The sequence below is a fragment of the Kitasatospora sp. YST-16 genome, assembly GCF_026802215.1.
Lineage (GTDB): Bacteria > Actinomycetota > Actinomycetes > Streptomycetales > Streptomycetaceae > Kitasatospora > Kitasatospora cineracea.
Window position 1 is genome coordinate 6,687,291 of sequence record NZ_CP113837.1, and the last position, 26,437, is coordinate 6,713,727.

The window sequence follows — 26,437 nt, forward strand, 5'->3', positions numbered from 1 at the left end:
GACACCCTGCCCCGCATGACCGACACGACCGGTGCCACCGGCGCGCCCGCGCCCCGCGGCCTGCAGACCTTCCGGGACGGCGACTTCCCGTACTACACCCTGACCTTCGTCCTGGGCCCGGACCCGGCCGAACTGCTGCTGCGGATGGGCGCCGACCCGGACAGCCTCGCCCTCCGCGACGGCATCGACCTCGAGGAGGACTTCCCCGACGACCTCCTCGACGACGAGCAGCCGGTGGTCACCACCGGCACCGACAACGGCTGGACCTGGGCCTGGGAACAGGGCGGCGCGCACGGCCTGGACGAACGCGTCCTGCGCGCGGTCTCGGCCGGCACCGAGGCCGTCGTCCTGCACCACACCGAGGACGCGAACCAGCTCAAGCACGCGGCCGACGGCACCGTCCTGGCCGACATCTGCGACCTCCTGCCGTTCGAACCCGCCGGCACCGAACCGTCCCGCCTCACCCGCTGCCTGCGGCCGCTCGGCTTCCTCCCCGGCCGGCCCGTCCCGCCGCACGGCCTGCTCTCCCTGGCCGAGAGCGCCTTCGGCCTCGGCCTGACCGTCCCCGGCGTGGTCGACGACCTCCGGACGAGCGGACGGCTGCGCCCCCTGCCGCAGTGACCCGGGCCCCGGCGCGGCGTCAGTCCTCCGGCCGGTCGGGGGAGTCGGGCACCGGAGCGGCCGGCGGATCGCAGAGCGGGCAGCGCCCGTTCTCACGGACCTTGCCGCACTCCTCGCAGACCAGGTTCAGGAAGCAGGCGGGCTCGCCGCCCTCGGACTCGACAGGTTCCATCCCCCCAGTGTGCCGCCCACCCCCGCCCGCCCGACAGGCCCTCCCGGCACAGCGCCCGCTGCTCCGGGCCGGCCCGGAGTGTACGCGGGAGGCGTGGTGATCGTGGGGATTCGGTGTGATCGCCCGCAGGGGTCCGTCCGCGCCCCCACAATGTCGCCTTGCAACGGGGGAGACGGAACAAGGGGGCGGCCGGGTGCAGCCACTCGACGGGGGCGACCCGCGACAGGTCGGGCCGTACGCGCTGGCGGGACGGCTCGGGTCCGGTGGCATGGGGGCGGTGTACCTGGGGCGGTCGGCCGGCGGGCGGGCCGTCGCGGTGAAGGTGGTGCGGCCGGAGCTGGCCGAGGACGAGGACTTCCGGCAGCGGTTCCGGCACGAGGTGGCCGCGGCCCGGCGGGTCTCCGGGGCGTTCACCGCGCCGGTGGTGGACGCGGACAGCGAGGCGGCCGTCCCGTGGATGGCCACCGCGTTCGTGCCGGGCCTGCCGTTGCGGCAGGCCGTCGACCGGCACGGCCCGCTGCCCGCGGCGACGGTCCGGACGCTGGCGGCCGGTCTCGCCGAGGCGCTCGGCGAGGTGCACCGGGCCGGGCTGATCCATCGCGACCTCAAGCCCGGCAACGTGCTGCTCGCCCTCGACGGCCCGCACGTCATCGACTTCGGCATCTCCCGTTCCGCCGACGGCGGCGGCCTGACCACCACCGGATCGGTGATCGGCTCCGCCGCCTACATGTCCCCCGAGCAGGCGCTCGGCCAGCCGCTCAAGCCCTCCAGCGACGTCTTCTCGCTCGGCGCGACCCTCGCCTACGCCGCTCTCGGCCGGCACCTGTTCGGCGAGGGCGCCGGGGCGGCCGTGCTGTTCCGGATCGTCAACACCGAGCCCGACCTCGGCGAACTCCCCGCCGACCTGCGCACCCTGGTCGCCGCCTGCCTGGCCAAGAACCCCGCGCACCGCCCGACGCCCCGTCAACTGGTCGCGCACGTCGCCCAGGCCGGGCACCCCGCCGACCCCGACGGCTGGCTGCCGCCCGCCGTCGCCACCGAGGTGCGCGCCGTCCGCGCGGTGCTCACCGCGACACCCGCGCCACCCGCCCCGCCCGCGCTCCCCGCCGAACCGCCGCAGCCGCCCGCCGAACCCCCACCGTCCCGCTCGGCCCGGACCCGCGCCGTCCCCGCCGCCGCACCCTGCTCGCCCTCGGCGGGGCCGTCCTCGCCGCGGGCGCGGGCGGCACCGCGTACGCCCTGCTCAGCCGCCAGCGCACCGACCCGGCCGACCGGCCGCCGCACCGCCCGGACGGCGCCGCGGTGCCCGAGGCGAAGGCCGTCTGGCAGAACCGCGACGTCACCCTGCCGTGCGTCCAACTCCTGTCGCTGGACGGCGCGGTGGTCGGCATCACGCCCCAGCAGGTCTGGGCCGTCGACGGCGCGGGCAAGGCCGGGTGGACCCTGGACAGCAGCGCCGCGGGCGCCGTCTTCGGCCTCGACGCCACCCAGATCCGCCCCGTCGCGGGCTACGACGGCGGCCGCATCCTGCTGGCCGGCAGCGGCAGCACGAGCAGCGGCGGCACCAGCGGCGCCGGCGGCCTGGGCAGCGTCCTGCTCGCCCTCGACCCCGCCGACGGCCGGATCGACTGGCGGACCGACCCGGGCAAGGACGCGACCGGCGCGGTGTTCCGCTTCGCGGGCGTCCGCCGCGGCACCGCCTACGTGCTCGGCGTCGGCCAGAGCCAGGGGCGCACCGGCAGCTACGTGTGGGCCGTCGACCTGGCCGGCCGGCGCAGCGCCTGGTACCACGCCGACGACGCGCTGCTGCTCGAAGCCGCCCTGCTGCCCGACGACGACCGGCTGCTGGTCTCCAGCGCCGACCGGCTCAAGGCCCTCGACGGCAAGGGCGGGCTGCTCTGGCAGGCCGCCCTGCAGTCCTTCGGCATCACCGCGGGCGCCGGGTACTTCGCCGCCCCCGACAAGGACGGCACCCTCACCGGCCTCGACCCCGGCACCGGCAGACCCGTCTGGACCAGCCCGCACCTGGCCGGCCCCGCCCTGCGCGGCAACGCCTTCGCCCACGGCCCCGATAGCAGCCAGGCGTACTGCCTGTGGAGCGACGTCGACGGCGGCCAGTCGGTCGGCGCCCTCGACCTGAAGAACGGCAGGGCGCGCTACCGCACCCCGCTGCCCAAGGACGGCACCGGCACCGGAACGACCGGCGCCGACCTGCTGTACGCCGACGGCACCCTGTACCGGATGGGCCCCGACGCGGTGCTCTGGGCCCTCGACCCGGCCACCGGGCGGGCCCGCTGGAAGTACTCCGGGCTCAAGGGCGCCGACCCCGGCAAGCTCACCTGGACCGCCGGAGCCGGCCGGCTGTGCGTCGCCGACCAGAACCCCGGAACCCTCACGGCCCTCTCCGCCAAAGGAACCTGACGATGCGTCCGCTCGAAGCCGCCGACCCCCGCCAGGTCGGCCCGTACACGCTGCTCGGCCGGCTCGGCTCCGGCGGCATGGGCTCGGTCTACCTGGGCCGCTCGGCCGGCGGGCGGGCCGTCGCGGTCAAGCTGATCCGCCCCGAACTCGCCGACGACCCGCGCTTCCGGGACCGCTTCCGGCACGAGGTGGCCGCCGCCCGCACCGCCTCCTCCGCGTTCACCGCGCCCGTGGTGGACGCCGACCCCGACGCCCCGCTGCCCTGGCTGGCCACCTCGTACGTGCCCGGGGTGCCGCTCGACGAGGCGGTCCGGCTGGTCGGCCCGTTCCCCGAACCGGCGCTGCGGATCCTCGCCGCGGGCGTCGCCGAGGAACTCGCCGCCATCCACGCCGCCGGACTCACCCACCGCGACCTCAAACCCAGCAACGTGCTGCTCGCCCTCGACGGCCCGCACGTCATCGACTTCGGCATCGCCCGGGCCGCCGACGACAGCGCCCTCACCGCGCAGGGCACCGTCCTGGGCACCCCCGCCTACCTGTCGCCCGAACAGGCCCTGGCCCGCCCGGCCGGGCCCGCCGCCGACGTGTTCTCGCTCGGCTCCACCCTGGTGCACGCCGCCACCGGCGCCGGACCCTTCGGCCCCGGCCACCCGCTCGAAGTGGTCCGCCGGGTCGCCGCCGAGGAACCCGACCTCGGCGGCGTGCCCGCCGGGCTGCGCCTGCTGATCGCCGCCTGCCTCGCCAAGGACCCCGCCGACCGGCCCACCCCCCGCCAGCTGATCGCCGCCCTGGGCCTGGCCCCGCACGGCCCCGGCACCTGGCTGCACCCCGAACTGGTCGCCGCGATCGAACGCTCCGCCGCCGTCCTCGCCCCCGCCCTGCCCCCCGCCGCCGTCCCCGGTCCGGCTCCCGCTCCCGCCCCGGCCGACCGGCCGCCGCTGCTCCCGCCGCCCCCGCCCCCGCTGCCGCCCACCGTGCCGCTCCCCGCGGACCCGCCCCGGCCCGCCCGGCGCACCCTGCTGTACGGCCTCGCCGGCGGCGCCCTGGCCCTGGCCGGCGGCGGCACCGCGCTGTACCTCACCCTCGGCGACGACCGGCCCACCGGGAAGGACGGCGGCGGCAAGACCCCCGGCGCCGCGCCGACCCGCGACCTCACCGACCCCGAACGCCAGTTGGACACCGCCGCCCTGGCCACCCCGCTGTGGACCACCCCGCTGACCGACCCGATCACCCAACTCGTCAGCGACGGCAGCACGCTGCTCACCGTCAGCGCCAAGAACATGCAGGGCTTCGACCTCGACGGCAAGGCCCGCTGGGCCCCCCGCACCGCCCCCGGCGCCTTCCCCGTCCTGACCCTGGGCCCGGCCCTGGCGGCCGACGGCAAGGGCTACTACCTCGGCTGGTACCAGAACGGCACCGCCGCGTACGACGTCAAGACCGCGCTCCAGGCCGTCGACCTGGCCACCGGCGAGACCGCCTGGGCGATCCCCCGCTCCGGCACCGACATGCTGGGCGGCGCCGGCAGCGTCTGCGGCCTGCTCGACGGCACCCTCTACGTGCAGGGCGTCGTCTCCGACCCGAACGGCGGCGGACAGGACCAACTGCTGTGGGCCGTCGACCCGGCCGCCCGGAAGACCCGCTGGGAGCAGCGGATCCGCAGCGGCGCCATGAGCAGCAGCCGCCTCGCCGTTCCCTCCACCGGCACCCGGCTGCTGCTGCGGCTCACCGACATGTCGGCGGGCAAGGTCACCCTCCAGGGCATCGACACCGCGAACGGCGGCAGCACCGCCTGGACCCAGGCCGCCCCCGGCAACGCCCTCTCCGCCTCGGCCCTCACCCAGTCCGCCACCGATGGCCCGCACACCTCGGCCGGCGGCCGCCTGATCCACCTCTCCGACCGGGTCTACGCCCTCGACCCGGCGGACGGCTCGGTGGCGTGGAAGTCCGCCGCACCGCTCAGCTACCAGTCGGCGGTGGCGAGTACGGACGGGAAGACGGTGTACGCGGTGGCCGCCGACTACGCCACCGTCAGCCTGCGGGTCCAGGCCCTGGACGCCGGGACCGGCGCGGTGCGCTGGGCCGGGAAGCTGCCCGCCGGGGTGCTGCTCACCAACCTGGCCGCGCTGTTCGCCGACGACACCCTCTACGTCTGGGCCCAGGGCAAGGTCTGGGCGCTCGACCCGGCCACCGGCAACGCCCGCTGGTCCTACCAGTTCACCGCCTCCCCGACCTCGCTGGACATCCCGCTGTGGGCCGGCGGCGGCCGCGTCTACGGCCCCACCGAACAGGGCCTGACCGCGGTCGCCGCCACCGGCAAGGCGCCGTAGGCGACTTCGGCCGATAGTCCGACCATTGTCCGCCGCACGGGTTCTCGTGCCCGCGCGGCGGTGCGCCGCCGCCCCCGCACCCGCCAGCACGGCCGATCCTGCCGGGAGTTGACGACGGCGGGAGGTGGCTGGACGGTGGGCATCGGTCGGCGCGGGTGGTGGCGGATCGGCCTCGCGGCCGCGTTGTGCGCAGCCGGGACCGGAACGGCCGCGGTGGCCTCCGGCGCGGTGCCGCTCGGCGGCCGTACGGCGGCGAGCGCGGACGAGCAGCGGGCCCCGGGCAGCGAGGACGGCCTGCAGGTGGTGAACGTCTCGGTGGACCGCACCCGAGCGCGCGGCCTCACCGTGGTGCGCGCCCTGGTGGCCAACCTCGGCCCGCACGAGGTCAGCGACCACTTCCACGCCACGGTGAAGCTGCCCAAGCACGTCACCGTCGAGGGCCGGGCCTTCCCGGACAGCTGCCGGTACGACGACGCGCGACGGGAGCTGACCTGCGACTTCCGCAAGGGCCTGGCGCTGCGCCGGACCGCCACGGTGCTGCTCCCGCTGCGGATCGCCGACGACGTGCGCCCCGGCGAGCGGCTCTCCGGCGGCGCGGTCTCCGTTCAGGACCCGGACCGGCCGACCCGGACCGTCCCGAGCCGGGCGTTCACCATCGACGTCCAGTAGCCCCCCGTAGCCCCGCCCCCAGCACCTCGTCCGCCGATCGGAGCTCCGTGTCCCTGCCCCGCCGCGTAGCGCTGCTGTCGCTGCTGCTCGTCGTCCCGCTGCTGCCCGCCGCCGCCCCGGCCGCCGCCGCCCCGCGGATCCAGCAGCGCAGCCTCACCCCCGCCAGCGCCCTGCCCGACACGCCGGTCGCGGCGACGCTCTCGGTCGGCTCGCTCTCCGGCTGCCTCACCGTCGACGAGATCGGCGTCGGCGTCCGGGACGCGAACCAGCAGAACCTGGACTTCCCCGGCTCGGCCGGCCGCACCCGGATCTGCCCCGGCGGGTACAGCCTGACCACCGGCACCCGCAGCTTCCCCGCCGGGACGTACACCGAGTTCGGCTTCTACCGGATCGGCTCGACGTACTACGACCTGCCCGGCCAGACCCTGACGGTGGCCGCGCCCACCGTCCGGCAGGTCGCCCTGGTCCCGGCCCGGGCCGTCGCCGACACCCCCGTCACCGCGACCCTCGCCCTCGACTCCACCGCCTGCCTCACCGCCGACGAGGTCGGCGTCGGCGTCCGGGACGCGAACCAGCAGAACCTGGACTTCCCCGGCACCGCCACCGACGTGCGGATCTGCCCGCAGGGCTACACGCTCACCACCGCCGCCCGCAGCTTCCCCGCCGGGACGTACACCGAGTTCGGCTGGTACCGGACCGGCAGCGAGTACCACAACCTGCCGAGCCGGACGCTCACCGTCAGCGGCTCCGTCATCCCGCCCACCCCGCCGATCCCGGCCGGACAGCTCGTCCTCGACGAGGACTTCACCAACCCGCCGGCGATCGGCACCACCTGGCACGACACCAGCACCAGCGCCTACCGGTACGGCAACCACAACCCGGACGACGACAAGCTCGACTGGCTCCAGGCCGACGCGCTCAGCACCGAGAACGGCGCCAACACCTTCACCGCCACCCCCGGCGCCAACCGGCTGGAGAACGGCCGGCAGTCCTGGGACACCGGCCTGCTCACCACCGAGTACACCCAGCAGGGCTTCCAGGTCCGGCCCGGCGACTACGCGGAGGTCCGGATCCAACTGCCCGGCGGCACCGGGGCCTGGCCCGCGCTGTGGACCTGGAAGGACGGCGGCAACGAGATCGACTCCTTCGAGTACCACCCCGACAACCCCAACCTGCTGGAGCTCTCCAACCGGATCAACAGCGCCGGCACCTACTACACCGACGCCGACGCGATCCACCCCGGCGCCTGGGTCAGCATCGGCGTCCACTACGGGGCCCACAACAACGACTGGTACGTCAACCACAAGCTGGTGTTCTCCGACCACACCGGCACCGGGCCCGACTGGAGCGCCTACCTGATCCTCAACCTGTCGATCTGCGCGGGCTCCTGGCACCCGGCACCGGCCGACGGCAACCCGATCTCCACCGCCGCCGACTACCTGCGGGTGTGGCGGCCCCGGGCCTGACGGACCGTCAAGAAGCCTCGGCGGCCAGGCGATCGGCGAGCAGGGCGGTGACCGCCTGCCGCTGCTCGGCCAGGAAGAAGTGCCCGCCCGGGTAGCCGCGCACCTCCAGCGGGCCGGTGGTGTGCACCGACCAGGCCACCGCCTCGTCCGGGGTGACCTGCGGGTCCGACTCGCCGATCAGCACCGTCACCGGACAGGCCAGCGGCGGGCCGGGCCGGTGGCGGTAGGTCTCCACCGCCCGGTAGTCGGCGCGCAGCGGCGGCAGGAACAGCGCCCGCAGCTCCGGGTCCGCCAGCACGGCCTCCAGCGTCCCGCCCAACGAGGCCAGGTGGTCGACCAGTTCGGCGTCCGACGCCTCGTGCAGCCCGGACTCCGCCCGGACCACGTGCGGCGCCCGGCGCCCGGACACCACCAGCAGGCGCGGCCCCCGCCCGGTCGCGTCGGCCAGCCGCCGGGCCGTCTCGTAGGCGAGCACCGCGCCCATGCTGTGCCCGAGCAGCGCGGGCGGCTCGGGCAGCCAGGACGGCAGCAGCGCCGCCGCGGCCCGGTCGGCGAGCTCGTGCAGGTCGCCGATCGGCGGCTGCCCGCACCGGTCCTGCCGGCCCGGGTACTGCACGGCCGTCACCTCGACCCGGCCCCGGAGCGCCGCGGACAGCGGGTGCCAGTAGTTGGCCGTCCCGCCCGCGTGCGGGAAGCACACCAGCCGGGGCGTCCCGGGCTCCCCGGGGTGGTAGCGGCGCAGCCAGTCGTCCGCACTCATGCGGTGGATTTCCCTTCGTCGCGATCGGCCCGTCATGATCGGCCGTCCGCTCCCATGGTGCACCACGCCGGACCGCGACCGGAACCGAACGCCAGTGCCGGTCAACGGACTTGACCCGCCCCCCGGTATCGTCGGACCGGCCGGCCCGCGACCACCGCCCGGCCGGCGCACCCACGGGGAACGGACACGGAGACCGCACCATGAGCACCACGGACACCGCCACCGCAGGCACGCCGGACGCGACGGGCAGCGCGCTGGAGCGGCTGCTCGACCTCGCCCGCGGCCCGATGGGCCCGCGGGTCGAACTCGACCTCGGCACCGACCGCGGCCCGCTCGCCGAACTCGCCGCGCTGCTCGGCCGGATGAACGGCTTCTTCGCCTTCAACGGCGGCATCCAGGTCTACCGGGTCGGCGACGAGGGCCTCGGCCCCGAACTGCTCGACTGGAACGGCGCGGACACCTGGAAGTCCAGCTACCAGGGCCTCGCCGACTCGGTGTTCTGCTTCGGCCAGGACCTGTTCGGCGTCCAGTTCGGCATCGTCGACGGCACCCGGGTGGTCACCTTCGACCCCGAGACCGCCGCCACCGACGACCTCGGCGACAGCCTGGAGGACTGGGCCGCCTGGCTGCTCGCCGACCCCGACGTCAACGGCGCGCACTCCTTCGCCCACGCCTACATGCAGGCCAACGGCCCGCTCCCGGTCGACCGGCGCCTGGTCCCCCGGCAGCCCTTCGTGCTCGGCGGCGGCTACACCCACGACAACCTGCGCCCCGAGGACGCCGCCACCGCGATGCGCCTGCGCGGCCCCCTCGTCCACGCCACCCGCGACCTGCCCGACGGCAGCCGGATCAAGCTCACCGTCGAATGACCCGCCGACCGCCGGCACCCCCGGACCCGCCCGCCGGACAGCCGAACTGACTCCCCGCCGCCCCGCCGGCGATCATCGTTACGGAGTCTTTACCTTCCGGGTGCGACGGACCGCACCGCCCGCCGCGTGTCTTCAGGACGTCGACGAAACGCTTTCCATCCGGGGGACCACATGACCGAGGGGCTCGACTTCGACGAGTTCGCGGCCAGCCGGGCGCGCCGCCTGTTCCACTTGGCGTACCTGATGTGCGGTGACTGGCACCAGGCGCAGGACCTGGTGCAGACCGCGCTGTCCAAGCTCTACCCGGTCTGGGGGCGGCTGCGGCGCGGCGACGGCGAAGCGGGCATCGACGCGTACGCCCGCAAGGTGCTGCTGCGCTGCTACCTCTCCCACCGGCGGCTGCGCCGCTCCAGCGAACTCGTGGTCGCCGAGTTCCCCGAGGAGCCGTCGATCGGCGCGCACGAGGGCAGCGCGGCGGCCCTGCGGCTCACCCTGGTCGCCGCCCTCGGCCAACTGCCGCCCCGCAACCGGGCCGCCGTGGTGCTCCGCTACCTGGAGGACTACAGCCTGGAGGAGACCGCCGAGGCCATGGGCATCACCGTCAGCGCGGTGAAGAGCCTCAACTCCCGCTCGATGGCCCGCCTGCGCACCATCCTCGGCCCCGACCGGGCCCTGCTGCTCCAGGACTGACCCCGCGCACCGCTTCGCCGCACCCCGCCGCACCACCCACCTGCCAGTCACGGAAGGCATCGGAACTTTGGACCCGGACCCGGACCTTGAGCTCTCCGCGATGATGGAGACCTGCGTCAAGGACCTGAGCGTGCCCGTCTCGGTGATCGTCGCCGAGAGCGGCCGCCGCGGCCGCCGCCGCCAGGTGGCCCGGCGGCTGCGGATCGCCGGAACGGTCCTGACCGTCGCCGCCATCGCCTTCGCCGGTGCGAGCGCCGGACTGCCGCTGATCTCCGCCGAACCGCGGACCGGCGCGAACGTCGGCCCCGCCGACCGCACCCGCCCGCTCTCCGCGCCCCCCGCCACCCCCGCCATCCCTGTCACCCCCACCGCCCCCGACACCCCCGGCACCGCCTCCCGGAGCCCCAGCCCGGACGTGAGGTCCTCGCCGGACCCCTCCGGCTCGGCCGCCGGCGACCGCTGGAAGCCGATCCCGCTGCCCGCCGCCCCCCAACTCGGCGCCACCGGCACCGCCGCCGGCACCGCCGGCACCCCCGTCGACTTCACCACGTACTCCGTGCTCAGGGACCTCGAGAACCTGATGCCCACCTACCGCAACCGCTTCACCCAGGGCACCGACTTCAAGGCCGACCGCCCCGGGGGCGCCTCCACCGTCCACCTGACCTACGCCGACGAGGCCGGCCCGGTCGCCCTCGAACTGTCGCTGCGCTACTCCAAGACGCCCTTCCCCGCGAACGGCGCCGCCCCCGACCCCGACCTGGCCCCCTTCCGGTGCGGCACCAACAGCGGCACCTCCGACAACGACGAGGAGTCCTGCTTCTCCGGCTACCGCTTCGACGGCAGCTGGGAGATGGTCGCGGTGAACGACGCCCAGGTCCCCGGCCTGTTCGGCTACCGGGTCGTCATCTGGCGCCCCGACGGCGCCATCCTCGACTTCACCGAGTACTCCGGCACCGTCACCACCAAGGGCGAACCCGTCCGCTCCGGCCGCTACCGCCCCCCGCTCGACCTGACCTTCTGGCGCTCCGTCACCGAGAGCCCGGTCTGGACCCACTACCTCTACGGCTGACCGCCACCGGCCGCCCTCACCGTGTCCGCGCCCGATTACCAACCAGGAACCCCTTGAACGCGTAGGGTTGACCGGTGAGCGAGCAGACACACAACGTGGTCAGCGGGCAGCCTTCGGTCGGACACCTGGTGAAGGCCGACGAGATCGGCACCGTTCACATCCACGGGGCGAGGACGCTGGTCCACCACCCCTCTTTCGAACTCCCGCCGGAGAAGACGTACTTCGTCGGCCGTGCGAACGAGCAGCAACGGATCTCGGAGACAACCGCCGCTGGAGACAGTGAGGGCTCTTACCCCCGGATTTTCGCGGTGAGGGGCCCCGGTGAGACTGCCCTGTGCGTTCGGGTCGGCCACCGGCTCGCAGACAGCTACCCAGATGGCGTGTATTACCTCGACCTGGACGGAGACCGACACGACGGCGGCATTGATCTTTTCAGCGTCGTGACCGGGATGCTGCTTGCGTTGGGTGTCGAACCGGAGTGGTTGCGCAACGACTACCGTGGTCGAATCCACCAGTTCCGCAAGCGCACCCGTGGCAAGCGCCTGCTGATGATTATTGACAACGCCCGTACTGCCTCAGAGGTCGAACCGCTGTTGCCCGCCTCTGCCTACAGCTTGGTCCTGGTCACCAGCCGTAATCCGTTGGGCAATCTCGCTGCCATCGAGGAGTTGGTCCTCGCACCACTCAGCGCTGAGCACGTCGCCGAACTGCTGCACTTGCTTCTCGGCAAGCAACCCCATGCCGACCCTGCCGTCACCAAGGCCCTCGCAGCGGTCTGTGACGGACTGCCGATGGCTGTAGAGGTGGTCGGCGGACTCCTCCGCAAGTATTCGCGGCGTAGCCCGGCTCTGCTGGCCAAGCACTTTGCCGCCGCTCTGCACGAACACGGAAGCACTCCGATGAAGGCCCTATGGGACGTCACCTTCGCCGAACTCAGCCCTGGTGCGGCCCTGTTGTACCACCTCCTGCCCGAATGCCCCGGCCCGTTTGTGGTTCTGTCGACCGCTGCCGCCCTGCTTGGCCGTGATCTGTTCTACACCGAGGATGCCCTGGCTGAACTCTCCGCCGCCGGATTGCTTGACTACCGCTTCGGCCGTTACTACCAGCACCCCCTGGTCCGTGACCATGTCCGCCAGACCGCACGAGCGGCAGACTCCGAACGCGCTGCCGCCCGTGCCCGTCTGCTGCACTGGCTGCGCCGCCAGTGTGCCCGCGCCGATCTGTTGGCCGCCGGCCCCCGAGCCACTGTGCAGGTCGAGCTCCCGCCGCTGTCCGGCGTCCCCGACGCCGACCTCGGCGCCGCCAAGGCCGATGCGTTGCGCTGGATGGAAGCCAACCGGCACGCCTTGTACGGGGCCGTCGGTCTCGCCTATGCCAGCCACCGCGACGAGGACGCCGTCGCCCTCGCCGAATCGCTCTGGACACACTTCCTCGACCACCCCCGGCATAAGGGCATGGAGTTCCTTGAGCACTGCAACTCGGCTGCTGTCGAGGCTTTCCGTGTCGCTGTTCTTGCTGCCGACCGCTCCGGTCACAGGCTCGCTCGGATCCGTACCCGCGACATGTTGGCCCGCTCCTTGTGGGAACAGGGTCGCTTCGGTGAAGCTACTGCCTTGGTCGAGAAGGCCTGTGAACTGGCCAGGTCGCTCGACAGCTCGTATGAGCACTGCCGAATGGTCGGTTCCGCCATCGAATTCCGCGGCCAACTTGCCCTTGCCTACGGCAGATACGCTGCCGCCCAGGGCCGTCGGGAGATTGCACTCGTTAGTTTTGCCGACGCCCGAGCCGATTTCACAGCCTCTCGGGAGATTCAATGGAAGATCGGCAACGTGTACGGCGCAACGCTGCAGACATACCAGCTCGCCAAGACCGCGGCAGCCGCTGCTGACGCGTCGACCGCTGCAAAGCTCTTCGCCAAGGCTCATGCCTATTTCACAGTTCGGCCAGGGCGCGAACGCATGACCGCCCGCACCTCCTTCGGCCTGGCCCGCGCCCTGCGGCAACTCGGCCGCCACGAAGCAGCCGAACCCCTGCTGACCGAGGCCCTGACCGCCGCCACCACCCGTGGCTCCAGCTACGACGAGGCCCGGATCCGCACCGAACTCGCCGCCCTCGCCGACGCCACCGGCCACCCCACCACCGCCGCCCACCACCGCTCCCGCGCCGCCGCCCTCCGCGCCGAGAAGGGCTGAGGAACGCGGGGCGCTCGCGCACGGGCGACAGCGAGGAGGGTGGGGAGGACGAGGAGGTTCGGGCCCGGGATCATGGGTGGGTCCCGTCCTTCCGCCCGTGAGGTGATCCCTTGAGGAGAGCGGCACTGCGTCCCCATGCGCTGTTGCCCAGGCAGTACGACCACCGCAAGATCCTGGCGACCACCGTGGACGCCTGGGGGAGGGCGCTCTGGCTGCTCTGCCCCGATGCGGAACTCGAACCGAGCCGGCACGGCAGGCCCTTTGTCCGGCCCCGCCGCTACCCCTACGACGCGCTGCTCGTCATCGACGACGGCGGCGAGACCAGGGAGCAGACCCTTTACGGCGTGAACCTGTGGGTCCACCGCCTCGAAGCGCTGCCCAACGGCCGGTTCCTCCTCGCGGGCCATGGCGCCCCGGAAGGGCGGAACGCGCAGATCCACGGCCGGGACGGGCGGCGGCGCCACGGTTTCGAGCCGGGGCGCGGGATCGAGTTCCTGATGGCCGACCGGCAGCACCGGTTGTGGAGCGCCTACGGCGACGAGGGCGTCTACAGCGATCCGATCAGCTGCGACGGCCTGGTGCGCTGGGACAGCGGCGGGAGCCGGCGGTGGGGCTACGCGGCCCCAGGAGGTGTCGCACACATCGACACGGTCTACGCCTTCAACGTCGACGACGGTGTCGCCTGGGCCAGTTACTACCCGACCTTCCCGCTGCTGGAGGCCCGCTCCGACGGCCGGATCAGGGTCCGGAGAACACCGGTGACCGCGCCGCGGGGCATCGCGGTGCACGGGGACCAGGTCGTCCTGCTCGGGGGTGACCGCCAGGGCGACCGCCTGCACCGCTGCCGGATGACGGAGACCGAGGTCCTGCCGGTCGAGGAAGCGCACCTCACCTTGCCCAACGGCACACCGCTCAAGAAGTACGCCCGCCCCGTCTGCCGGGGGCCGCACCTGTACCTGCACGGCGCAACGCTCAGGCAGTGGTACGTCATGAGCATCCGCTGACCGCCTCGGGGCACCCTACCGACCGGCCGACCCACTGCCGGAAAAGCGGGCGTCCGCCGTCCCGCCCGGTCGGTAGGGTGGCCCGGGGCACCGCCCGGTGCCGCCAACCGGCCTTCCAGGAAAGCGGATCGTAGGAAGATGACGGTCGAGAACGGGAAGGCCGGCGGCAGGTGACGGCGACCACGACGCCGCTGTTGCGGCCGCGGGCCCTGCGGGCCGGGGACCTGGTGGTGGTCGCCGCGCTGTCCGGTCCGCTGGCGGAGGTCCACGAGGTGCACGTCGAGCGGACGGTGGCGCTGTTCGGGCGGATGGGGTTCCGGATGCGGCGGGCCCCGCTGGTGGAGGCGGGGCGCAGCCACTGGTGGAGCGCGGCCACGCCGGAGCGGATCGCCGCCGAGTTCAACGGGCTGCTGCGGGACCCGGAGGTGCGGGCGATCGTGGCGAGCGACGGCGGGCAGACGGCGCTCGGCTACCTCGACCTGATCGACTTCGACGCGGTCCGGGCCGACCCCAAGCCGGTCCTCGGCTACAGCGACGTCTCGCTGCTGCACCTGGTGCTGCACGCGCGCACCGGCCTGGTCGGCTTCCACGCCGACATGGCCGTGCCCGGCTTCGGCGGCTCCTGGCCCGCCGCGCCGGCCGCCCGGCAGGCCGAACTCGAGGCGCTCTACGCCCGGTTGCTGACCGGCACCGGGGCGCCCGGCCCGCTGCCCGCGGGCCCGTCCTGGGAGTGCTGGCGCCCCGGCCGGGCCGAGGGCCCGCTGATCGGCGGCGTGGTCAATCGGATCGTGCTGGCGCAGGCCACCCGGTTCGCGCTGCCGCCCGAGCGGTTCGACGGGGCGGTGCTGTTCTGGGAGGAGACGGGCGGCCTGGCCTCGCACGTGTGGAGCTACCTGCAGGTGCTGCGGCACGCCGGTGTGCTGGACCGGATCGGCGGCATGGTGGTGGGCGTCCCGCGCGAGATCGCCGGCCTCGAACCGGGCGCGTCCCCGACCCTGCGGGAGATCGTCCTCGACGTCCTCGGCGACCGGGACGTCCCGGTGCTGGGCAACGTCGACTTCGGCCACGCCGGGCCGAACCTGCCGCTGCCGGTCGGCGTCCGGGCCGGCCTCGACGCGGAGCGCCGCACGCTGACGCTGCTCGAACCGGCGGTCGCACCCCCGCAGCCGGAGCCGTCCGGCTGAGCCGCCCCGAAGCCCCCCTCCCGGCTCAGAACTCGGCGTCCCGCTCGTCCGGACCGGCCGGTCCCAGTTCCAGCCGGACCGTCACCGGGCCGACGGTGCAGTCGAGTTCCAGCGGGAGGTCCCCGGCGGAGTCCGGCCGGGCGACCAGCCAGGCGTACACGGCGGAGACCGCCGCCGCCGGGTCGATCCGGCGGACCCGGCCGGCCGCGCGGTGCGGGGGGACCCGCAGGGCGAACGGGCCGTGGCGGCGGTGCACCAGCAGGCAGCGTTCGGGGGAGAGCAGGGCGGCGGCGACCCGGCAGCCCGGGAGTTCGTCCAGGACGTGCGCGGCCCAGCCGGCCGCCGTCCAGCGGCCGGTGCCGGGGTGCCGCCAGAGCACCTCCGCGCTGCGCTGCTCGGCGAGGCCGGCGGCGCCGTGCCGGGCGGAGCGGTGGTGGACCGGCAGTTCGGTGGCGACCGGGAAGCGCTCCACCCGCACCCGCCGCCCGTCGACCTCGGCGCGCACCGCCAGCGCCGGGGCCGGGTGGCGGGCCGGCGCCGGGTCGGGCAGCAGTTCGGGCGTCAGCGGGGTCCGCGGCGGGGCGAGGCCGAGCAGCCGGTACAGCTCGGCGCGCAGCAGCGGCAGCGCCCGGCCGGGGTGGGCGAAGGCCGCGGCGGCGAACTCCGCCGGGTCCGGGCCGTGGCCGGGGTGGTCGCGCAGCAGGTCCGGCAGCGCGGCGGCCCCGGTGAAGCGCGGGGCGACGGCGAGCAGCCGGGCCATCGGCGTGCCGGGGATCAGCTCCGTCCCGCCGTCGTAGCCGTCCAGGACGACGGTGCGGCCGAGCGCGGCCGCGTACAGCGCGGTGGAGCCGTGGTCGGTGAGCACGGCGTCGGCGGCGACCAGGACGGACGCCCACTCCTGGGCGGAGGAGGGCAGCAGCAGCCCGGCCTGCAGGGCGGGGCGGAGCTGCTCGGCGAGGTTGTGCGGGCCGCGTTCGCTGACCTCGTTGGGGTGCACGACCAGGGCCACCCGGTAGTCGTCGACGGGCAGGTGGAGGGCGAGTTCCAGCGGCAGGTCGTGGCGGCGGGCCAGCAGGCTCTCCCCGCCGTGGGTGGTGAGCACCGCCAGCAGGGTCCGGTCGCCGACGCCGAGCCGTTCCCGGTAGGTCTCCCGGCGGCCGGTGGACTCCCGCATCCGGTCCAGGGTGGGGTCGCCGACCACGACGGCGCGGGCGGCGGCGGGCGGGCAGTACTCGGTGAGCCGGGCCAGCTGCTCGTGGTGACCGAGGCCGTGCAGGTCGGCCCACGGCTCGCCCTCGGAGAGCAGGAACGCGGGGTCCAGGCCGGACGGCAGGCTGGGCGAACCCTCGGTGCCGAACGCCTTGTTGAACCCCGCGCCGTGCGGCAGCAGCGCCCGGACCCGGCCGGACAGGCTGGTCAGCGCGCCCTTGGGGCTGGTGGACAGGATCAGGTCGAAGCGCTCGTGCCGGGCCTGTTCGAAGTCCATCACCCGGGCGCCGGAGCGGTCCAGCGCGGCCAGCGCGTCCAGCCCGAACCGGGAGCCGGGCACCTGGGTGAACCAGCGGTCGATCCGCGGATCGCCCCCGAACACCGGCAGCACGTCCAGCAGCCGGTTCAGTGCCACCGCCGAGCGGAACGCCAGCAGCACCGAGGGCCTCTGGTTCCGGCCGGCGTCAGGCATGTGCCGATGCTATCGGCGTTCCCGCAGCTCCGCCCGCCGGACCGGGAACTGACCGCCCGTCAGCCCCGCCCCGCCCGGCCCGGCGGCCCGGGCTGACGGCCCGTCCGCCGGCCCGGTCGGCCTGGTGGGTCCCGTCAGCCCTTGCCAGCCCCGTCAGCCGGCCGTGAGCTGGACGGCCGCCTCCACGCCGGAGGCGATCGCGCCGGAGATCCAGGCGTGGTAGCGCGGCTGGCAGTGGTCGCCCGCGAAGAACAGCCGGCCGTCGACCGGGGCGGGGACGTGCGGGCCGAGGCTGAGCAACTGCCCCGGGGTCTCGATCACGGCCTCGCCGAGCGCCCAGCGATTGCGCAGCCAGGACTGCGAGACGTGCCGGTCGGTGGCGTAGCGGCGGATCCGCTCGCCGAACAGGCCCGCCAGGTGGTCGAGCGCCTCGGTGTGCCGGTCGGCGGGGGTCAGCGCGTCGAAGCGCAGCGCGTCCTCGGCCCAGTTGTAGGCGGCCAGCACGATGCCGCCGGGCGCGCCGTCGTCGCTCGGGTGGGAGGGGAAGTAGACGAACCGGCTGGCCTCGTCCGAGACGCAGCCGCCGCCGACCGCCGCCACCGCGTCCCCGTGCGGGGCGGGCCGGTAGTCGGCGCCGAGCTTCGCCTTCCAGGTGTCCTCGTCCCACTCCCACCAGCGCTCGGTGAACTCCACCAGCACCTTGTGCGCGGTGTCGTGCTTGAGCTCGGCGATCGCCCGGCGCTTGCCGTAGGGCAGGATCGGGTCGAAGTCGACGTGCCGCAGCGCCGCGTACGGCACCGCCAGCACCACCGCGTCCGCCCGGTACTCGCACCGGTCGCCGCCGATCGCGCCCTCGCACGCCTCGTCCTCGGGGCCGCTCTCCGGCTCCGCGACCACCGTCACCCCGTCGTCGCCGAACCGCACCCGGGTGGCGACCTTGCCGCGCTCGATCGGCAGGTCCTTGGCGAGCGCCTCGGTCAGCGCGTCGGTGCCCGCGCTGAACTCGAAGTAGGTGACCGCCGGGTTGATGTCGGAGGCGTCGAACACCGAGTGCAGGAAGCCGTACGACAGCCGGCTGGTCAGGTTCTCCAGCGTGCCCACCGCCTGCACCTGGGCGTCGCTCCAGCCCTCGCTCTCCTGCAGGTAGCGCAGCAGCGAGTAGCCGTCCATGTCGTACAGCAGCTGCGCCATGCCGGTCACCCGCTGCTCGATCGGCTTGTCGCTCCAGGAGCCGTCGCCGTTCTTCACCATGGTGTACGCGCGGGCGGTGTCCAGGGCGCGGTCGAAGGCGGCGGCGGCGGTCTGGGTGCTGTCCCAGCCGAAGCTCTTGTTCACCGGGCCCGGGTCGGCCGCGTACGCCGCCTTGCTGACGGTCTGTCCGTTCACGTGCACCAGCCGGCCGCCCAGGCCCTTCGGCGCGGTGTACGCGGGCGCGGTGCCGGTGGCGAACTCCTCGCCGGTCCACGACTTGTAGACCACCCGGGCGTCCCCGGAGACCAGGTCGGGCTGCGGCGGGACGTCCACCAGGTGGAACGGGCGGCGCGGCACCTTCAGGTGGTCGGCCAGCGCCAGGGTCAGCACGTGGCTGGACGGGATGCGCATCGCGCCCGCCTCCGCGTGCAGCCGGGAGTCCTGCCACAGGTCGCCGCGGAAGGTCTTCACCCGGCCGCCGACCCGGCTCCGGTTCGCCTCCAGCACCCGCACCTTGTGCCCGGCCGCCAGCAGCAGCCGCGCGCACACCATGCCCGCCACGCCCGCACCCACCACCAGCACGTCGCGCGGCGCGACCGGACGCAGCCGCTGACGGCCCGTCAGCAGCTTCAGGTAGTCGAGCGTCAGGTCGCGGTGGTCGGCGTCGGTCAGCAGGATCCGGCGCGCCATGGTCAGCGCCGCCTCCTGCCGCGCCGGGTCGGGCGGCGGGGCGGCCGCACCGGCTGCGCGGGAGGGGCCGGTGCCGGGGCCGACCAGGGCGGCGGCGGTCATCGCACCGCCGGAGGCGAGGAACAATCCACGTCGAGAGATCACCCGCCACACCCTGGCAGCGCCCACCCGCCCGACACGCGGTCTCCGCGCACGAACGAACCCCCAGTCACCCGCACGGGGGCGCTCGAAGCACACCGGGGCGCACACCCCCGCCCGGTTCACCCCTCCCGGGGCAGCGTCCACGCCGGATCGCCGTCCGGCGGGGGCGGGTTGACGGTCCAGGTGCTCCGGTCGGTGTCCGGGTCCCAGTACGCCACGGTGGCGGTGCTGCCGTCGTCGTAGTACATGCCGTACGCCCAGTGCTCGGGCGCCTCGTGGCACATCAGGTCGGGGTAGGGACCGAACTTCCGCTTCCCCCAGGAGTAGTTCATCCGGGCCACGGCCTCGGCCCGGGTGATGCCGAAGGACTCGAGTACGGCGGTCATCTCCAGGAGGAACTCGGTCATTCCGGCATCCGCCGTCATCACCAGCCCGAACGCGGGGAGCGTCGGCCTTCCGGGGGAACGGTCGTCCTCAAGCCTCACGGGGCAGCGTCCACGCGGGGTCGTCGGCGGGAGGGGCCGGCTTGACGGTCCAGGTGCTCCGGTCGGCGTCCGGGTCCCAGTACGGGACCATCCGGCCGGGGCCGTTGTCGTAGTAGAAGCGGTGCGCCCAGTACTCGGGCTCCTCGTGGCAGACCAGGTCGGGGTAGGGCTCGAACTCCACGCCTTCCCAGGCCCGATTGACCCGGGCCACGGCCTCGGCCCGGGAGACGCCGAACTTCTGGATCTCGTCGGCGACTTCGGAGAAGAACTCCTGCATCTGCTCGTCCGCTTCCAGGCGGAACTCCCTCATCGCCGACGGTCCCTTCCGACGTATCCGTTGCTCAGCAGGTCGACACCCTGCTGCTGGTAGAAGGCTATCTGGTGGCCGCCGAGGTCCATCGGGGCGCCTTCCCTCCGCCATTCCTTGAGGTTGAGCAGCATCGGGCCCTCGACGTTGTCGTAGTCGTGCATCTGGCTGCCGTTGCGGTCGTTGCGGTGGCGGGTGATGAAGTCGATCACCTCGTCGTCGTTGTCGAACCGCTTTCCGTTCAACCGCTCCAGTTCCGAGCGGGAGACCTGGAAGTGCAGCACCGCTGGGCCGCCGGAGTCCGTCCCCTGGCCCTGCCGTCTGGCCCACCGGTGGGCCTGGTCGCGGTCGTTGGTGACGTAGAAGCCGCCGTGGCCGAAGTCCATCGCTCGCGGGGGGTTCTCGAAGCGCGGGTTGATGCCCAGGCGTTCGATGCTGCTGGCGCCCACGCCGTTGGTCCCGTGGTACAGGTCGATCATGTCCGGGTCGAGGCCCAGTGGGTCGGCGATCCGGCGCGGGTCGTGGACGTAGCCGTACGGGTTGGGGCCGCCGCCGAGGCCGAGGGGGTCGGGGGTGAGGTAGCGGGCGGTGGCGGGGTCGTAGTAGCGGAAGACGTTGTAGTGCAGGCCGGTCTCGGCGTCGTGGTACTGGCCGGGGAAGCGCAGCGGGCAGTCGACGTCCTCGATCGCGCCGGGCAGGGGGTTGCCCCACAGGGTGGTGCGCTGCTGCCAGCGGACGGTGCCGTCGGCGTCGACGAGTTCGGTGGGGGTGCCGATCAGGTCGGTGACGATGGCGTGGAAGCGCCGGTCGATCTCGTGCTGCGGGGCGTCGGCGGCGGGGAGGAAGCGGTCGGTCTGGGTGAGGGGGTGCTGGCCGCCGAGGTTCCACTCCCAGGTGGTGATGTGGCGGCCGGGGCGGTCGGCGCGGGTGCGGACCTGTTCGACGAGGACTTCGTGGGCCCAGGTGAAGACCGTCTCGTCGAGCACGGTGGTGCGGTCGGCGCTGAGCAGTTGCTTGGCCCGGCGGCGCCCGAAGGGGTCGTAGCGGTAGCGGGCGAGGGTGCCGTCGGGCAGGGCGACGGAGGTGAGCTGGTCGTGCGCGTCCCAGCCGTACTCCCAGCGGAGCGTGCCGCCGGAGGGCAGTTTCCGGGTGCGGCGGACCGGCCGCCCCTGGGCGTCGTACGCGTAGGAGTCGGGTCCGGAGCGGCGCAGCCGTCCGTCGGCGAGTTCCAGGTCGCCGGGGCCGCCGTCGGGGAGGCGGATGCCGGCCAGGTCGCCGGACCGGTCGTAGGTGTAGGTCTCCTGCCAGGTGGCGCCGGTGAGGGCGGTGACCCGGCCGCGGCCGTCGAAGCCGGCGGTGCGGGCGCCGAGCAACTGGTCGGTGGTGCCGGTGAGGGCCCCGTCGGGGCGGTAGGCGTAGTCCTGGCGGCTGATCAACCACCCGCCGGCGCCGACGAGTTGGGTGGTGAGCCGGTCCATCGCGTCGTAGTGGCGCTCGAAGGCGAGCGGTCCGAACTCGCGGCGTACCTCGCGTCCGGCCGGGTCGTGGTGGAAGCGCAGTACCCCGCCGGGGCCGGTGAGGGTCTCGGGCAGGCCGGTCGGGGTGTACGTCCAGTGCGACTCGGCGCCGCTGGGGGTGCGTAGCGAGGCGCGGCGGCCGAGCGGATCGTGGGTGAACGCGGTGGTGCCGCCCTCGTGCTCCTCGCTGGTGACCCGGCCGAGCGCGTCGTAGCCGCGGCGGACCGGGCCGGTGCCGTCGTCGGCGGTCAGCAGTCGGCCGGCGCCGTCGTACGTGTACCGGGTGGTCCGGCCGTCGGCGCGCATTTCCACGGTGCGGCCGCGTGCGTCGCGGACGTACTCGACCCGTTGGCCGGCGGCGTTGACGCGGGCGGTGAGGGCGCCGGTCAGGTCGCGTTCGTAGCGGATCGTGCGCCCGGAGAAGTCGGTCTCCTCGACCACGTTGCCGGTCGGGTCGTGCCGGTACGTCCAGCGGGCGCCGGCCGGGTCGGTGACGGCGGTCAGCCGCAGTTGGCCGTCGTACTCGAAGGCGTAGCGGTCGCCGTCCGGGCCGGTGCGGGCGGTGAGTTTGCCGAACGGGCCGTACTCGGCGCGGGTGACGGCGCCGCTCGGGTCCCGGTAGGCGATGACCCGGCCTTCGGCGTCGTGGGTCCACTCGTGCCGGCCGCCGTCCGGGCCCTGCCGCCAGGCGGGGCGGCCCTCCGGGGTCCAGCCGAAGGTGGTGGTGGCGCCGAGCGGATCGGTGACGCTGCTCAGCCGTCCGAACGCGTCGCGCGTGCTGTGGCTGGTGCCGCCGGCGCTGTCGGTCAGCGAGGTGACCAGGCCGGCCGCGTCGAAGGTCAGCCGACTGGTGTTGCCGAGCGCGTCGGTCACCGCGACGGGCCGGCCGCGTTCGTCGAAGGCGTAGGTGGTGCGGGAGCCCGTCGGGTCGACGGTGGCGGTGGTGTTGCCGTGCTCGTCGTACTCGTAGCACCAGCGCGCGCCGTCCAGCGCGGTCAGTTCGGTGACCAGGTGCCGGTCGTCGTAGCGCGCGCCGCTGGTGGTGCCGTCGGGCAGGGTGGAGACGGCGAGGTTGCCGTCCTCGTCGTAGGCGAAGGTGCTGGTGTTGCCGAGCGGGTCGGTGCGGGAGAGCAGGCGGCCGTAGCGGTCCCACTCGAAGACGGCGACCGCGCCGTGCGGGGAGGTCTCGCGGACCAGCCTCCCGGCCTCGTCGAACTGGTAGACCGTCCGCTGGCCGACCGCGTCGGTCATCGTGGTGGTGTGCTGCTCGGCGTCGTAGCCGAACACCGCGTCCAGGAAGCCGTCGTCGCCGCGGGTCTGCACGCAGCGCCCGTCCCGGTCGTAGACGTAGCGGTAGCGGTGGCCGACCCGGTCGGTCCAGCCGGTCAGTCGGCCCGCGCCGTCGTAGGTGAGGCTCAGGGCGAGGCGGGAGGAATCGGTGACGGTGGCCAGGTGGCCGTTGCCGTCGTAGCCGAACCGGACCAGTTCGACCGGCTCGGTGTCCTCCGGGGCGTCCGGCCGGGGCAGCAGGCTCAGCGCGGTGACCCGGCGGCGCTCGGTGGTGACGCCGATCCGGTAGCCGCCGCTGTGCCGCACCTCGACGGGGGCGCCGTCGTCGCCGTAGCGGACCTCGACCCGGTGGCCGTTGCGGTCCTCGACGGCCTGCAGCGGCAGTTGCAGGGCGCCCGCGGTCCGGGCGTGCGGGCCGGGGCCGGCGGCGGGGGTGGCGAAGTGCCGGGTGAGGCCGGTGTGCGGGTCGGTGATCCGGATGCCGCCGCCGGGGGTGCCGTCCCAGTGCAGCGGCCAACGCGGGCCCTCCACCGGCAGCACGGAGGTGCCCGGCTCGGGCACCGGGTACTCCAGCAGCATGCCGTCCTCGGCGGCGAACAGTACGCCCTGGTCGTCGAGTTCGACCCGCTGGTCCAGGGTGGAGGCCCAGCTCGGCCCGTACCAGCCGCCGACCCGGTAGCTGGACAGGTGGGTGCGGGAGAGGACCAGCGGCAGCGCGGCGTCCAGGCCCACGTCGGTCTGGGTGAGCAGGACGTCGCCGGTGGCGATGTCGACCGGGTCGCTCTTGACCGGGCGGGCCTTCAACGGCTTGCCCTGCACCTTGGGCCTGGCGTTGTTCAGCCGGACGGTCGGCGGCCTGGGCACCGGCCGGGGCTTGGGCGGCGGGCCCGGCTTGGGCGCGGAGCTCCCGCCGCCGGCCGCCGCGGACGCGTAGCCGGGACGGTTGGGGGCGGACCGGTTGCCGGCCAGCTGGGTCATCGAGTGGGCGAGCCGCTCCTCGTTGGCCCGATGGTTGGCGCTGGTCTTCTTCAGGCCGGTGCCGACGTCTCCCAGGTGCTTGCCGAGCGCCTGCTTGCCCGAGGTGAGGCTGCCCAGCATCTGCTCGATGCCGCTTTCGGCGGCCGCGGCCAGGCCGCCGCGGCCCCTGGTGCGGCCGAAGTGGTGCTTGGCCCGGCCGAGGTGGTTCTCGCCGGAGGAGGTCAGCCTGGACGCGCCGGTCTCGAAGTGCCCGGCGAGCTTCTCGGTCGCCTCGTGGTCGTGCCGGAACCCGTCGCTCATGCCCTCGCCCCCGTGCCGTCGCCGATGCCGAGCTGCCCCAACGAGTCGTTGACGCCGTCCTTCAGGCCCTGCTTGCCCGCGTCGCCGACCCGGCCGAGGTCGACGCCGTCCCCGATGCCGAGGGCCTCCTCGCCGAGTTGCAGCACCAGTTCGCCGGCCATGCTGCCGAGTGCGCTGACGATCGGGCCGGTGGCGGCCGAGATCAGCTGGTCGACGATCTGTTGCTCGGCCTCCTTGAGCAGCCGGCGGACGATCACCCGGGTGACCTGGGTGGCGCCGATCGCGCCCGCCTCGGAGAGGCCGAAGGTGAACGGCGCCGCCGCCTGAGCCGCGATCACTTCCGCGGCCAGGACGCCCAGTTGGACGATCGCCGCGATCTTCGCGCCGGTGATCACCACCGCGACGCCGTCCAGCGCCGTCCCCACCAGGCGGCAGCCCTCGGCGAGTTGGTGGATGTGGGTACCGCTGACCTTCCCCCAGTGCGCCTGGAAGGCCTCCAGCGCAAGGCCGGCGTTCTCGCCCGCCATCTCCGCGACGGCCTGCTCGAGATCACCCCGGTGCTGGTCGATCTCCTCGGCGAACTGCCGTACGGCGTCCGCCATTTCGCGGTAGTCGTCTTCGTCCACGTTCGGCCAGTTGATCCCGATCAGATCCAGGACCCAGGCCAGTTCATCGGGCAGAACGACGCCCATCAAGCACCCCCCGTGCTTCGACATCGGGAGAACTTTACCTGACCTTCAACTTCCAGTCCTGACCGGGACCCGTCATTTTGGGGTGCGCCCTGTTCGGCCCGCCCTGTCCGGTGTGCCCTGTTGCCCGCAGGGCGGGGGGCGGATTGATAGCATTATCCATGGAAATTTGGATAACAGAGGAGAGCCCGTGAGCAGCACCCCCGCCCCGCCCGCCGGTACGGCCGTCGACCCCGCCGTGCAGCGGCGCATCCTGCGGGTGCTGGTCGTCTCGCAGGTGCTCAGTGGCGCGGGCCTCGCCGCCGGCATCACCGTCGGCGCGCTGCTCGCCCAGGAGATGCTCGGCAGCACCGGACTGGCCGGGCTGCCCAGCGCCCTGTTCACCGCGGGCAGCGCCGTCGCCGCGATCGCGGTCAGCCGAATATCCGCCGCCCGCGGCCGCCGCCCCGGCCTCGCCGCCGGGTACGCGACCGGGGCCGTCGGCAGCGCCGGCGTCATCGCCGCGGCCGCCCTGGACAGCCCCGTCCTGCTGTTCGCCGCGCTCTTCGTGTACGGCGCCGGCACCGCCACCAACCTCCAGGCCCGCTACGCCGGGGCCGACCTCGCCGCCCCCGGCCACCGGGCCCGCGCCGTCTCCACCGTGCTGGTCGCCACCACCCTCGGCGGCGTCCTCGGCCCCAACCTGGCCGCCCCCACCGGCGACCTCGCCGCCGCGCTCGGCCTGCCCCGCCTCGCCGGACCGTTCCTGCTGGCCGGAGCCGCCTACGCCGCCGCGGCCCTCGTCCTCGCCGCCCGGCTGCGCCCCGACCCGCTGCTGCTGGCCCGCGCCACCGCCACCGACGGCCCCGCCACCACCGCGGACGTCCCCGCCGACCCGGCCGCCGCCGCCCGGATCCGCAACCGGGTGCTGCTCGGCGCGCAGGTCATGGTGGTCACCCAGCTGGTGATGGTCGCCGTGATGACGATGACGCCCGTCCACATGCACGACCACGGCCACGGCACCGCCGCGTCCGGCCTGGTCATCGCCCTGCACGTGGCCGCGATGTACCTGCCCTCCCCGCTCACCGGGCGCCTGGTCGACCGGCGCGGGCCGCTGCTCGTCGGCGCCGCCGCCGGCCTCACCCTGCTCGCCGCCGGACTCGTCGCCGCCCTCGCCCCCGCCGACTCGGTCGCCCTGCTCGCCCTCGCCCTGGCCCTGCTCGGACTCGGCTGGAACTTCGGCCTGGTTTCCGGCACCGCGATCATCACCGACGCCGCCCCGCTCGCCACCCGCGCCAGGACCCAGGGCGCCGTCGACGTCGCCATCGCCGTCTCCGGCACCACCGGCGGCCTCGCCTCCGGCGCCGTCGTCGACCTGGCCGGCTACCCCGTCCTCGCCCTCGGCGGCGGCCTGCTCGCCCTGGTGATCCTCCCCGCCCTCGCCACCACCGCCACCCGGACCCGCCGATGACGGACCGTCACCTCCCGGACCGCACCGTCGACGGCCGCGGACTGCTCTGCGTCACCCTGCTGCTGCGCCTGCGCGCCGCCGTCGCCGACGCCCCCGCCGGCACCCTCGTGCACGTCCTCGCCACCGACCCGGCCGCCCCGCTCGACCTCCCCGCCTGGTGCCACCTCACCGGCCACCACTACCTCGGCGAACCCGCCCCCGGGACGTACGCCCTGCGCCTGACCGCGACCCCGGCCCCCACCCGCCCGGACGCCCCCTGGCACCGGTAGCCGGC

Annotated in this window: 21 protein-coding genes and 1 pseudogene; 14 read left to right on the top strand and 8 right to left on the bottom strand. The window is 74.2% G+C overall.

Features of this window, described 5'->3' with window-relative positions; all coding sequences use genetic code 11:
- The first annotated feature begins 15 nt into the window (after window positions 1–15).
- Window positions 16–621 carry a DUF6461 domain-containing protein gene (locus OU787_RS30155; protein WP_268661271.1) on the top strand — a complete coding sequence of 202 codons (606 nt, stop codon included), beginning with the start codon at window positions 16–18 and terminating at the stop codon, window positions 619–621.
- A gap of 19 nt (window positions 622–640) precedes the next feature.
- Here OU787_RS30155 and OU787_RS30160 read toward each other — a convergent pair whose 3' ends face one another.
- Complete coding sequence (locus OU787_RS30160; protein WP_268661272.1) at window positions 641–793, bottom strand: hypothetical protein; 153 nt, start codon at window positions 791–793, stop codon at window positions 641–643.
- Between the two features lie 193 nt (window positions 794–986).
- Here OU787_RS30160 and OU787_RS30165 point away from each other — a divergent pair.
- The 5 genes and pseudogenes from OU787_RS30165 to OU787_RS30185 form a co-directional block, all read left to right on the top strand.
- A pseudogene (locus OU787_RS30165) lies at window positions 987–1,760 on the top strand (serine/threonine-protein kinase); the annotation flags it as partial.
- Window positions 1,761–2,095: 335 nt separating this feature from the next.
- Window positions 2,096–3,214, top strand: a complete 1,119-nt coding sequence (locus OU787_RS30170) for an outer membrane protein assembly factor BamB family protein (RefSeq protein WP_268661273.1) — start codon at window positions 2,096–2,098, stop codon at window positions 3,212–3,214.
- Between the two features lie 2 nt (window positions 3,215–3,216).
- Window positions 3,217–5,541, top strand: coding sequence for a protein kinase domain-containing protein (locus tag OU787_RS30175; RefSeq protein WP_268661274.1), 2,325 nt, complete (start codon window positions 3,217–3,219; stop codon window positions 5,539–5,541).
- Between the two features lie 135 nt (window positions 5,542–5,676).
- Window positions 5,677–6,210, top strand: a complete 534-nt coding sequence (locus OU787_RS30180; protein WP_268661275.1) for a hypothetical protein — start codon at window positions 5,677–5,679, stop codon at window positions 6,208–6,210.
- A gap of 47 nt (window positions 6,211–6,257) precedes the next feature.
- A complete protein-coding gene (locus tag OU787_RS30185) occupies window positions 6,258–7,676 on the top strand; it encodes a glycoside hydrolase family 16 protein (RefSeq protein WP_268661276.1) in 1,419 nt (472 codons plus the stop codon).
- Between the two features lie 7 nt (window positions 7,677–7,683).
- Here OU787_RS30185 and OU787_RS30190 read toward each other — a convergent pair whose 3' ends face one another.
- The gene (locus tag OU787_RS30190; RefSeq protein ID WP_268661277.1) at window positions 7,684–8,436 is read right to left on the bottom strand and encodes a thioesterase II family protein; all 753 of its coding nucleotides are present in this window, start codon (window positions 8,434–8,436) and stop codon (window positions 7,684–7,686) included.
- Between the two features lie 200 nt (window positions 8,437–8,636).
- On the opposite strand from OU787_RS30190, the gene OU787_RS30195 reads away from it, so the two are divergent.
- The 6 genes from OU787_RS30195 to OU787_RS30220 all read left to right on the top strand — a co-directional run bounded on the left by OU787_RS30195 (window position 8,637) and on the right by OU787_RS30220 (window position 15,444).
- Window positions 8,637–9,305 (top strand): SMI1/KNR4 family protein, encoded by a 669-nt coding sequence (locus tag OU787_RS30195; RefSeq protein ID WP_268661278.1) that lies wholly within the window; start codon window positions 8,637–8,639, stop codon window positions 9,303–9,305.
- Window positions 9,306–9,476: 171 nt separating this feature from the next.
- Window positions 9,477–9,995: a SigE family RNA polymerase sigma factor gene (locus OU787_RS30200; RefSeq protein WP_030464543.1), complete on the top strand. Its 519-nt coding sequence runs from the start codon at window positions 9,477–9,479 to the stop codon at window positions 9,993–9,995.
- 67 nt (window positions 9,996–10,062) lie between these two features.
- Entirely contained in the window at window positions 10,063–11,064 is a 1,002-nt protein-coding gene (locus OU787_RS30205; protein ID WP_268661279.1) for a hypothetical protein, read from the top strand.
- Window positions 11,065–11,138: 74 nt separating this feature from the next.
- Window positions 11,139–13,256, top strand: a complete 2,118-nt coding sequence (locus tag OU787_RS30210) for a tetratricopeptide repeat protein (RefSeq protein ID WP_268661280.1) — start codon at window positions 11,139–11,141, stop codon at window positions 13,254–13,256.
- 143 nt (window positions 13,257–13,399) lie between these two features.
- Window positions 13,400–14,260, top strand: coding sequence for a hypothetical protein (locus tag OU787_RS30215; protein WP_268661281.1), 861 nt, complete (start codon window positions 13,400–13,402; stop codon window positions 14,258–14,260).
- A gap of 170 nt (window positions 14,261–14,430) precedes the next feature.
- On the top strand, window positions 14,431–15,444 hold the full coding sequence (locus OU787_RS30220) for a S66 peptidase family protein (protein WP_030458296.1): 1,014 nt from the start codon (window positions 14,431–14,433) through the stop codon (window positions 15,442–15,444).
- 25 nt (window positions 15,445–15,469) lie between these two features.
- Here the strand turns inward: OU787_RS30220 and OU787_RS30225 are convergent, their stop codons facing one another.
- The 6 genes from OU787_RS30225 to OU787_RS30250 all read right to left on the bottom strand — a co-directional run bounded on the left by OU787_RS30225 (window position 15,470) and on the right by OU787_RS30250 (window position 24,716).
- Complete coding sequence (locus OU787_RS30225; RefSeq protein WP_268661282.1) at window positions 15,470–17,125, bottom strand: translation initiation factor 2; 1,656 nt, start codon at window positions 17,123–17,125, stop codon at window positions 15,470–15,472.
- A gap of 153 nt (window positions 17,126–17,278) precedes the next feature.
- Complete coding sequence (locus tag OU787_RS30230; RefSeq protein WP_268661283.1) at window positions 17,279–19,150, bottom strand: flavin monoamine oxidase family protein; 1,872 nt, start codon at window positions 19,148–19,150, stop codon at window positions 17,279–17,281.
- 116 nt (window positions 19,151–19,266) lie between these two features.
- Complete coding sequence (locus OU787_RS30235; protein WP_268661284.1) at window positions 19,267–19,554, bottom strand: hypothetical protein; 288 nt, start codon at window positions 19,552–19,554, stop codon at window positions 19,267–19,269.
- A gap of 67 nt (window positions 19,555–19,621) precedes the next feature.
- The gene (locus tag OU787_RS30240) at window positions 19,622–19,942 is read right to left on the bottom strand and encodes a hypothetical protein (RefSeq protein WP_268661285.1); all 321 of its coding nucleotides are present in this window, start codon (window positions 19,940–19,942) and stop codon (window positions 19,622–19,624) included.
- Complete coding sequence (locus tag OU787_RS30245) at window positions 19,939–24,024, bottom strand: RHS repeat-associated core domain-containing protein (protein ID WP_268661286.1); 4,086 nt, start codon at window positions 24,022–24,024, stop codon at window positions 19,939–19,941. Before OU787_RS30245 ends, OU787_RS30240 begins: the two co-directional genes overlap by 4 nt.
- Complete coding sequence (locus tag OU787_RS30250) at window positions 24,021–24,716, bottom strand: WXG100 family type VII secretion target (RefSeq protein WP_268661287.1); 696 nt, start codon at window positions 24,714–24,716, stop codon at window positions 24,021–24,023. The genes OU787_RS30245 and OU787_RS30250 overlap by 4 nt, the downstream gene beginning before the upstream one ends.
- 187 nt (window positions 24,717–24,903) lie before the next feature.
- Between OU787_RS30250 and OU787_RS30255 the strand changes: the two genes are divergently transcribed.
- Complete coding sequence (locus OU787_RS30255; RefSeq protein ID WP_268661288.1) at window positions 24,904–26,163, top strand: MFS transporter; 1,260 nt, start codon at window positions 24,904–24,906, stop codon at window positions 26,161–26,163.
- Window positions 26,160–26,432, top strand: coding sequence for a sulfurtransferase TusA family protein (locus OU787_RS30260; protein ID WP_268661289.1), 273 nt, complete (start codon window positions 26,160–26,162; stop codon window positions 26,430–26,432). The genes OU787_RS30255 and OU787_RS30260 overlap by 4 nt, the downstream gene beginning before the upstream one ends.
- Window positions 26,433–26,437 lie beyond the last annotated feature (5 nt).

What these genes read in the sequence shown, in the direction of transcription:
- OU787_RS30160 (WP_268661272.1), bottom strand. Translation starts at nt 793, where the DNA reads ATGGAACCTGTCGAGTCCGAGGGCGGCGAGCCCGCCTGCTTCCTGAAC.
- OU787_RS30200 (WP_030464543.1), top strand. Translation starts at nt 9,477, where the DNA reads ATGACCGAGGGGCTCGACTTCGACGAGTTCGCGGCCAGCCGGGCGCGC.
- OU787_RS30190 (WP_268661277.1), bottom strand. Translation starts at nt 8,436, where the DNA reads ATGAGTGCGGACGACTGGCTGCGCCGCTACCACCCCGGGGAGCCCGGG.
- OU787_RS30245 (WP_268661286.1), bottom strand. Translation starts at nt 24,024, where the DNA reads ATGAGCGACGGGTTCCGGCACGACCACGAGGCGACCGAGAAGCTCGCC.
- OU787_RS30155 (WP_268661271.1), top strand. Translation starts at nt 16, where the DNA reads ATGACCGACACGACCGGTGCCACCGGCGCGCCCGCGCCCCGCGGCCTG.
- OU787_RS30240 (WP_268661285.1), bottom strand. Translation starts at nt 19,942, where the DNA reads ATGAGGGAGTTCCGCCTGGAAGCGGACGAGCAGATGCAGGAGTTCTTC.
- OU787_RS30195 (WP_268661278.1), top strand. Translation starts at nt 8,637, where the DNA reads ATGAGCACCACGGACACCGCCACCGCAGGCACGCCGGACGCGACGGGC.
- OU787_RS30260 (WP_268661289.1), top strand. Translation starts at nt 26,160, where the DNA reads ATGACGGACCGTCACCTCCCGGACCGCACCGTCGACGGCCGCGGACTG.
- OU787_RS30175 (WP_268661274.1), top strand. Translation starts at nt 3,217, where the DNA reads ATGCGTCCGCTCGAAGCCGCCGACCCCCGCCAGGTCGGCCCGTACACG.
- OU787_RS30250 (WP_268661287.1), bottom strand. Translation starts at nt 24,716, where the DNA reads ATGGGCGTCGTTCTGCCCGATGAACTGGCCTGGGTCCTGGATCTGATC.
- OU787_RS30235 (WP_268661284.1), bottom strand. Translation starts at nt 19,554, where the DNA reads ATGACCGAGTTCCTCCTGGAGATGACCGCCGTACTCGAGTCCTTCGGC.
- OU787_RS30225 (WP_268661282.1), bottom strand. Translation starts at nt 17,125, where the DNA reads ATGCCTGACGCCGGCCGGAACCAGAGGCCCTCGGTGCTGCTGGCGTTC.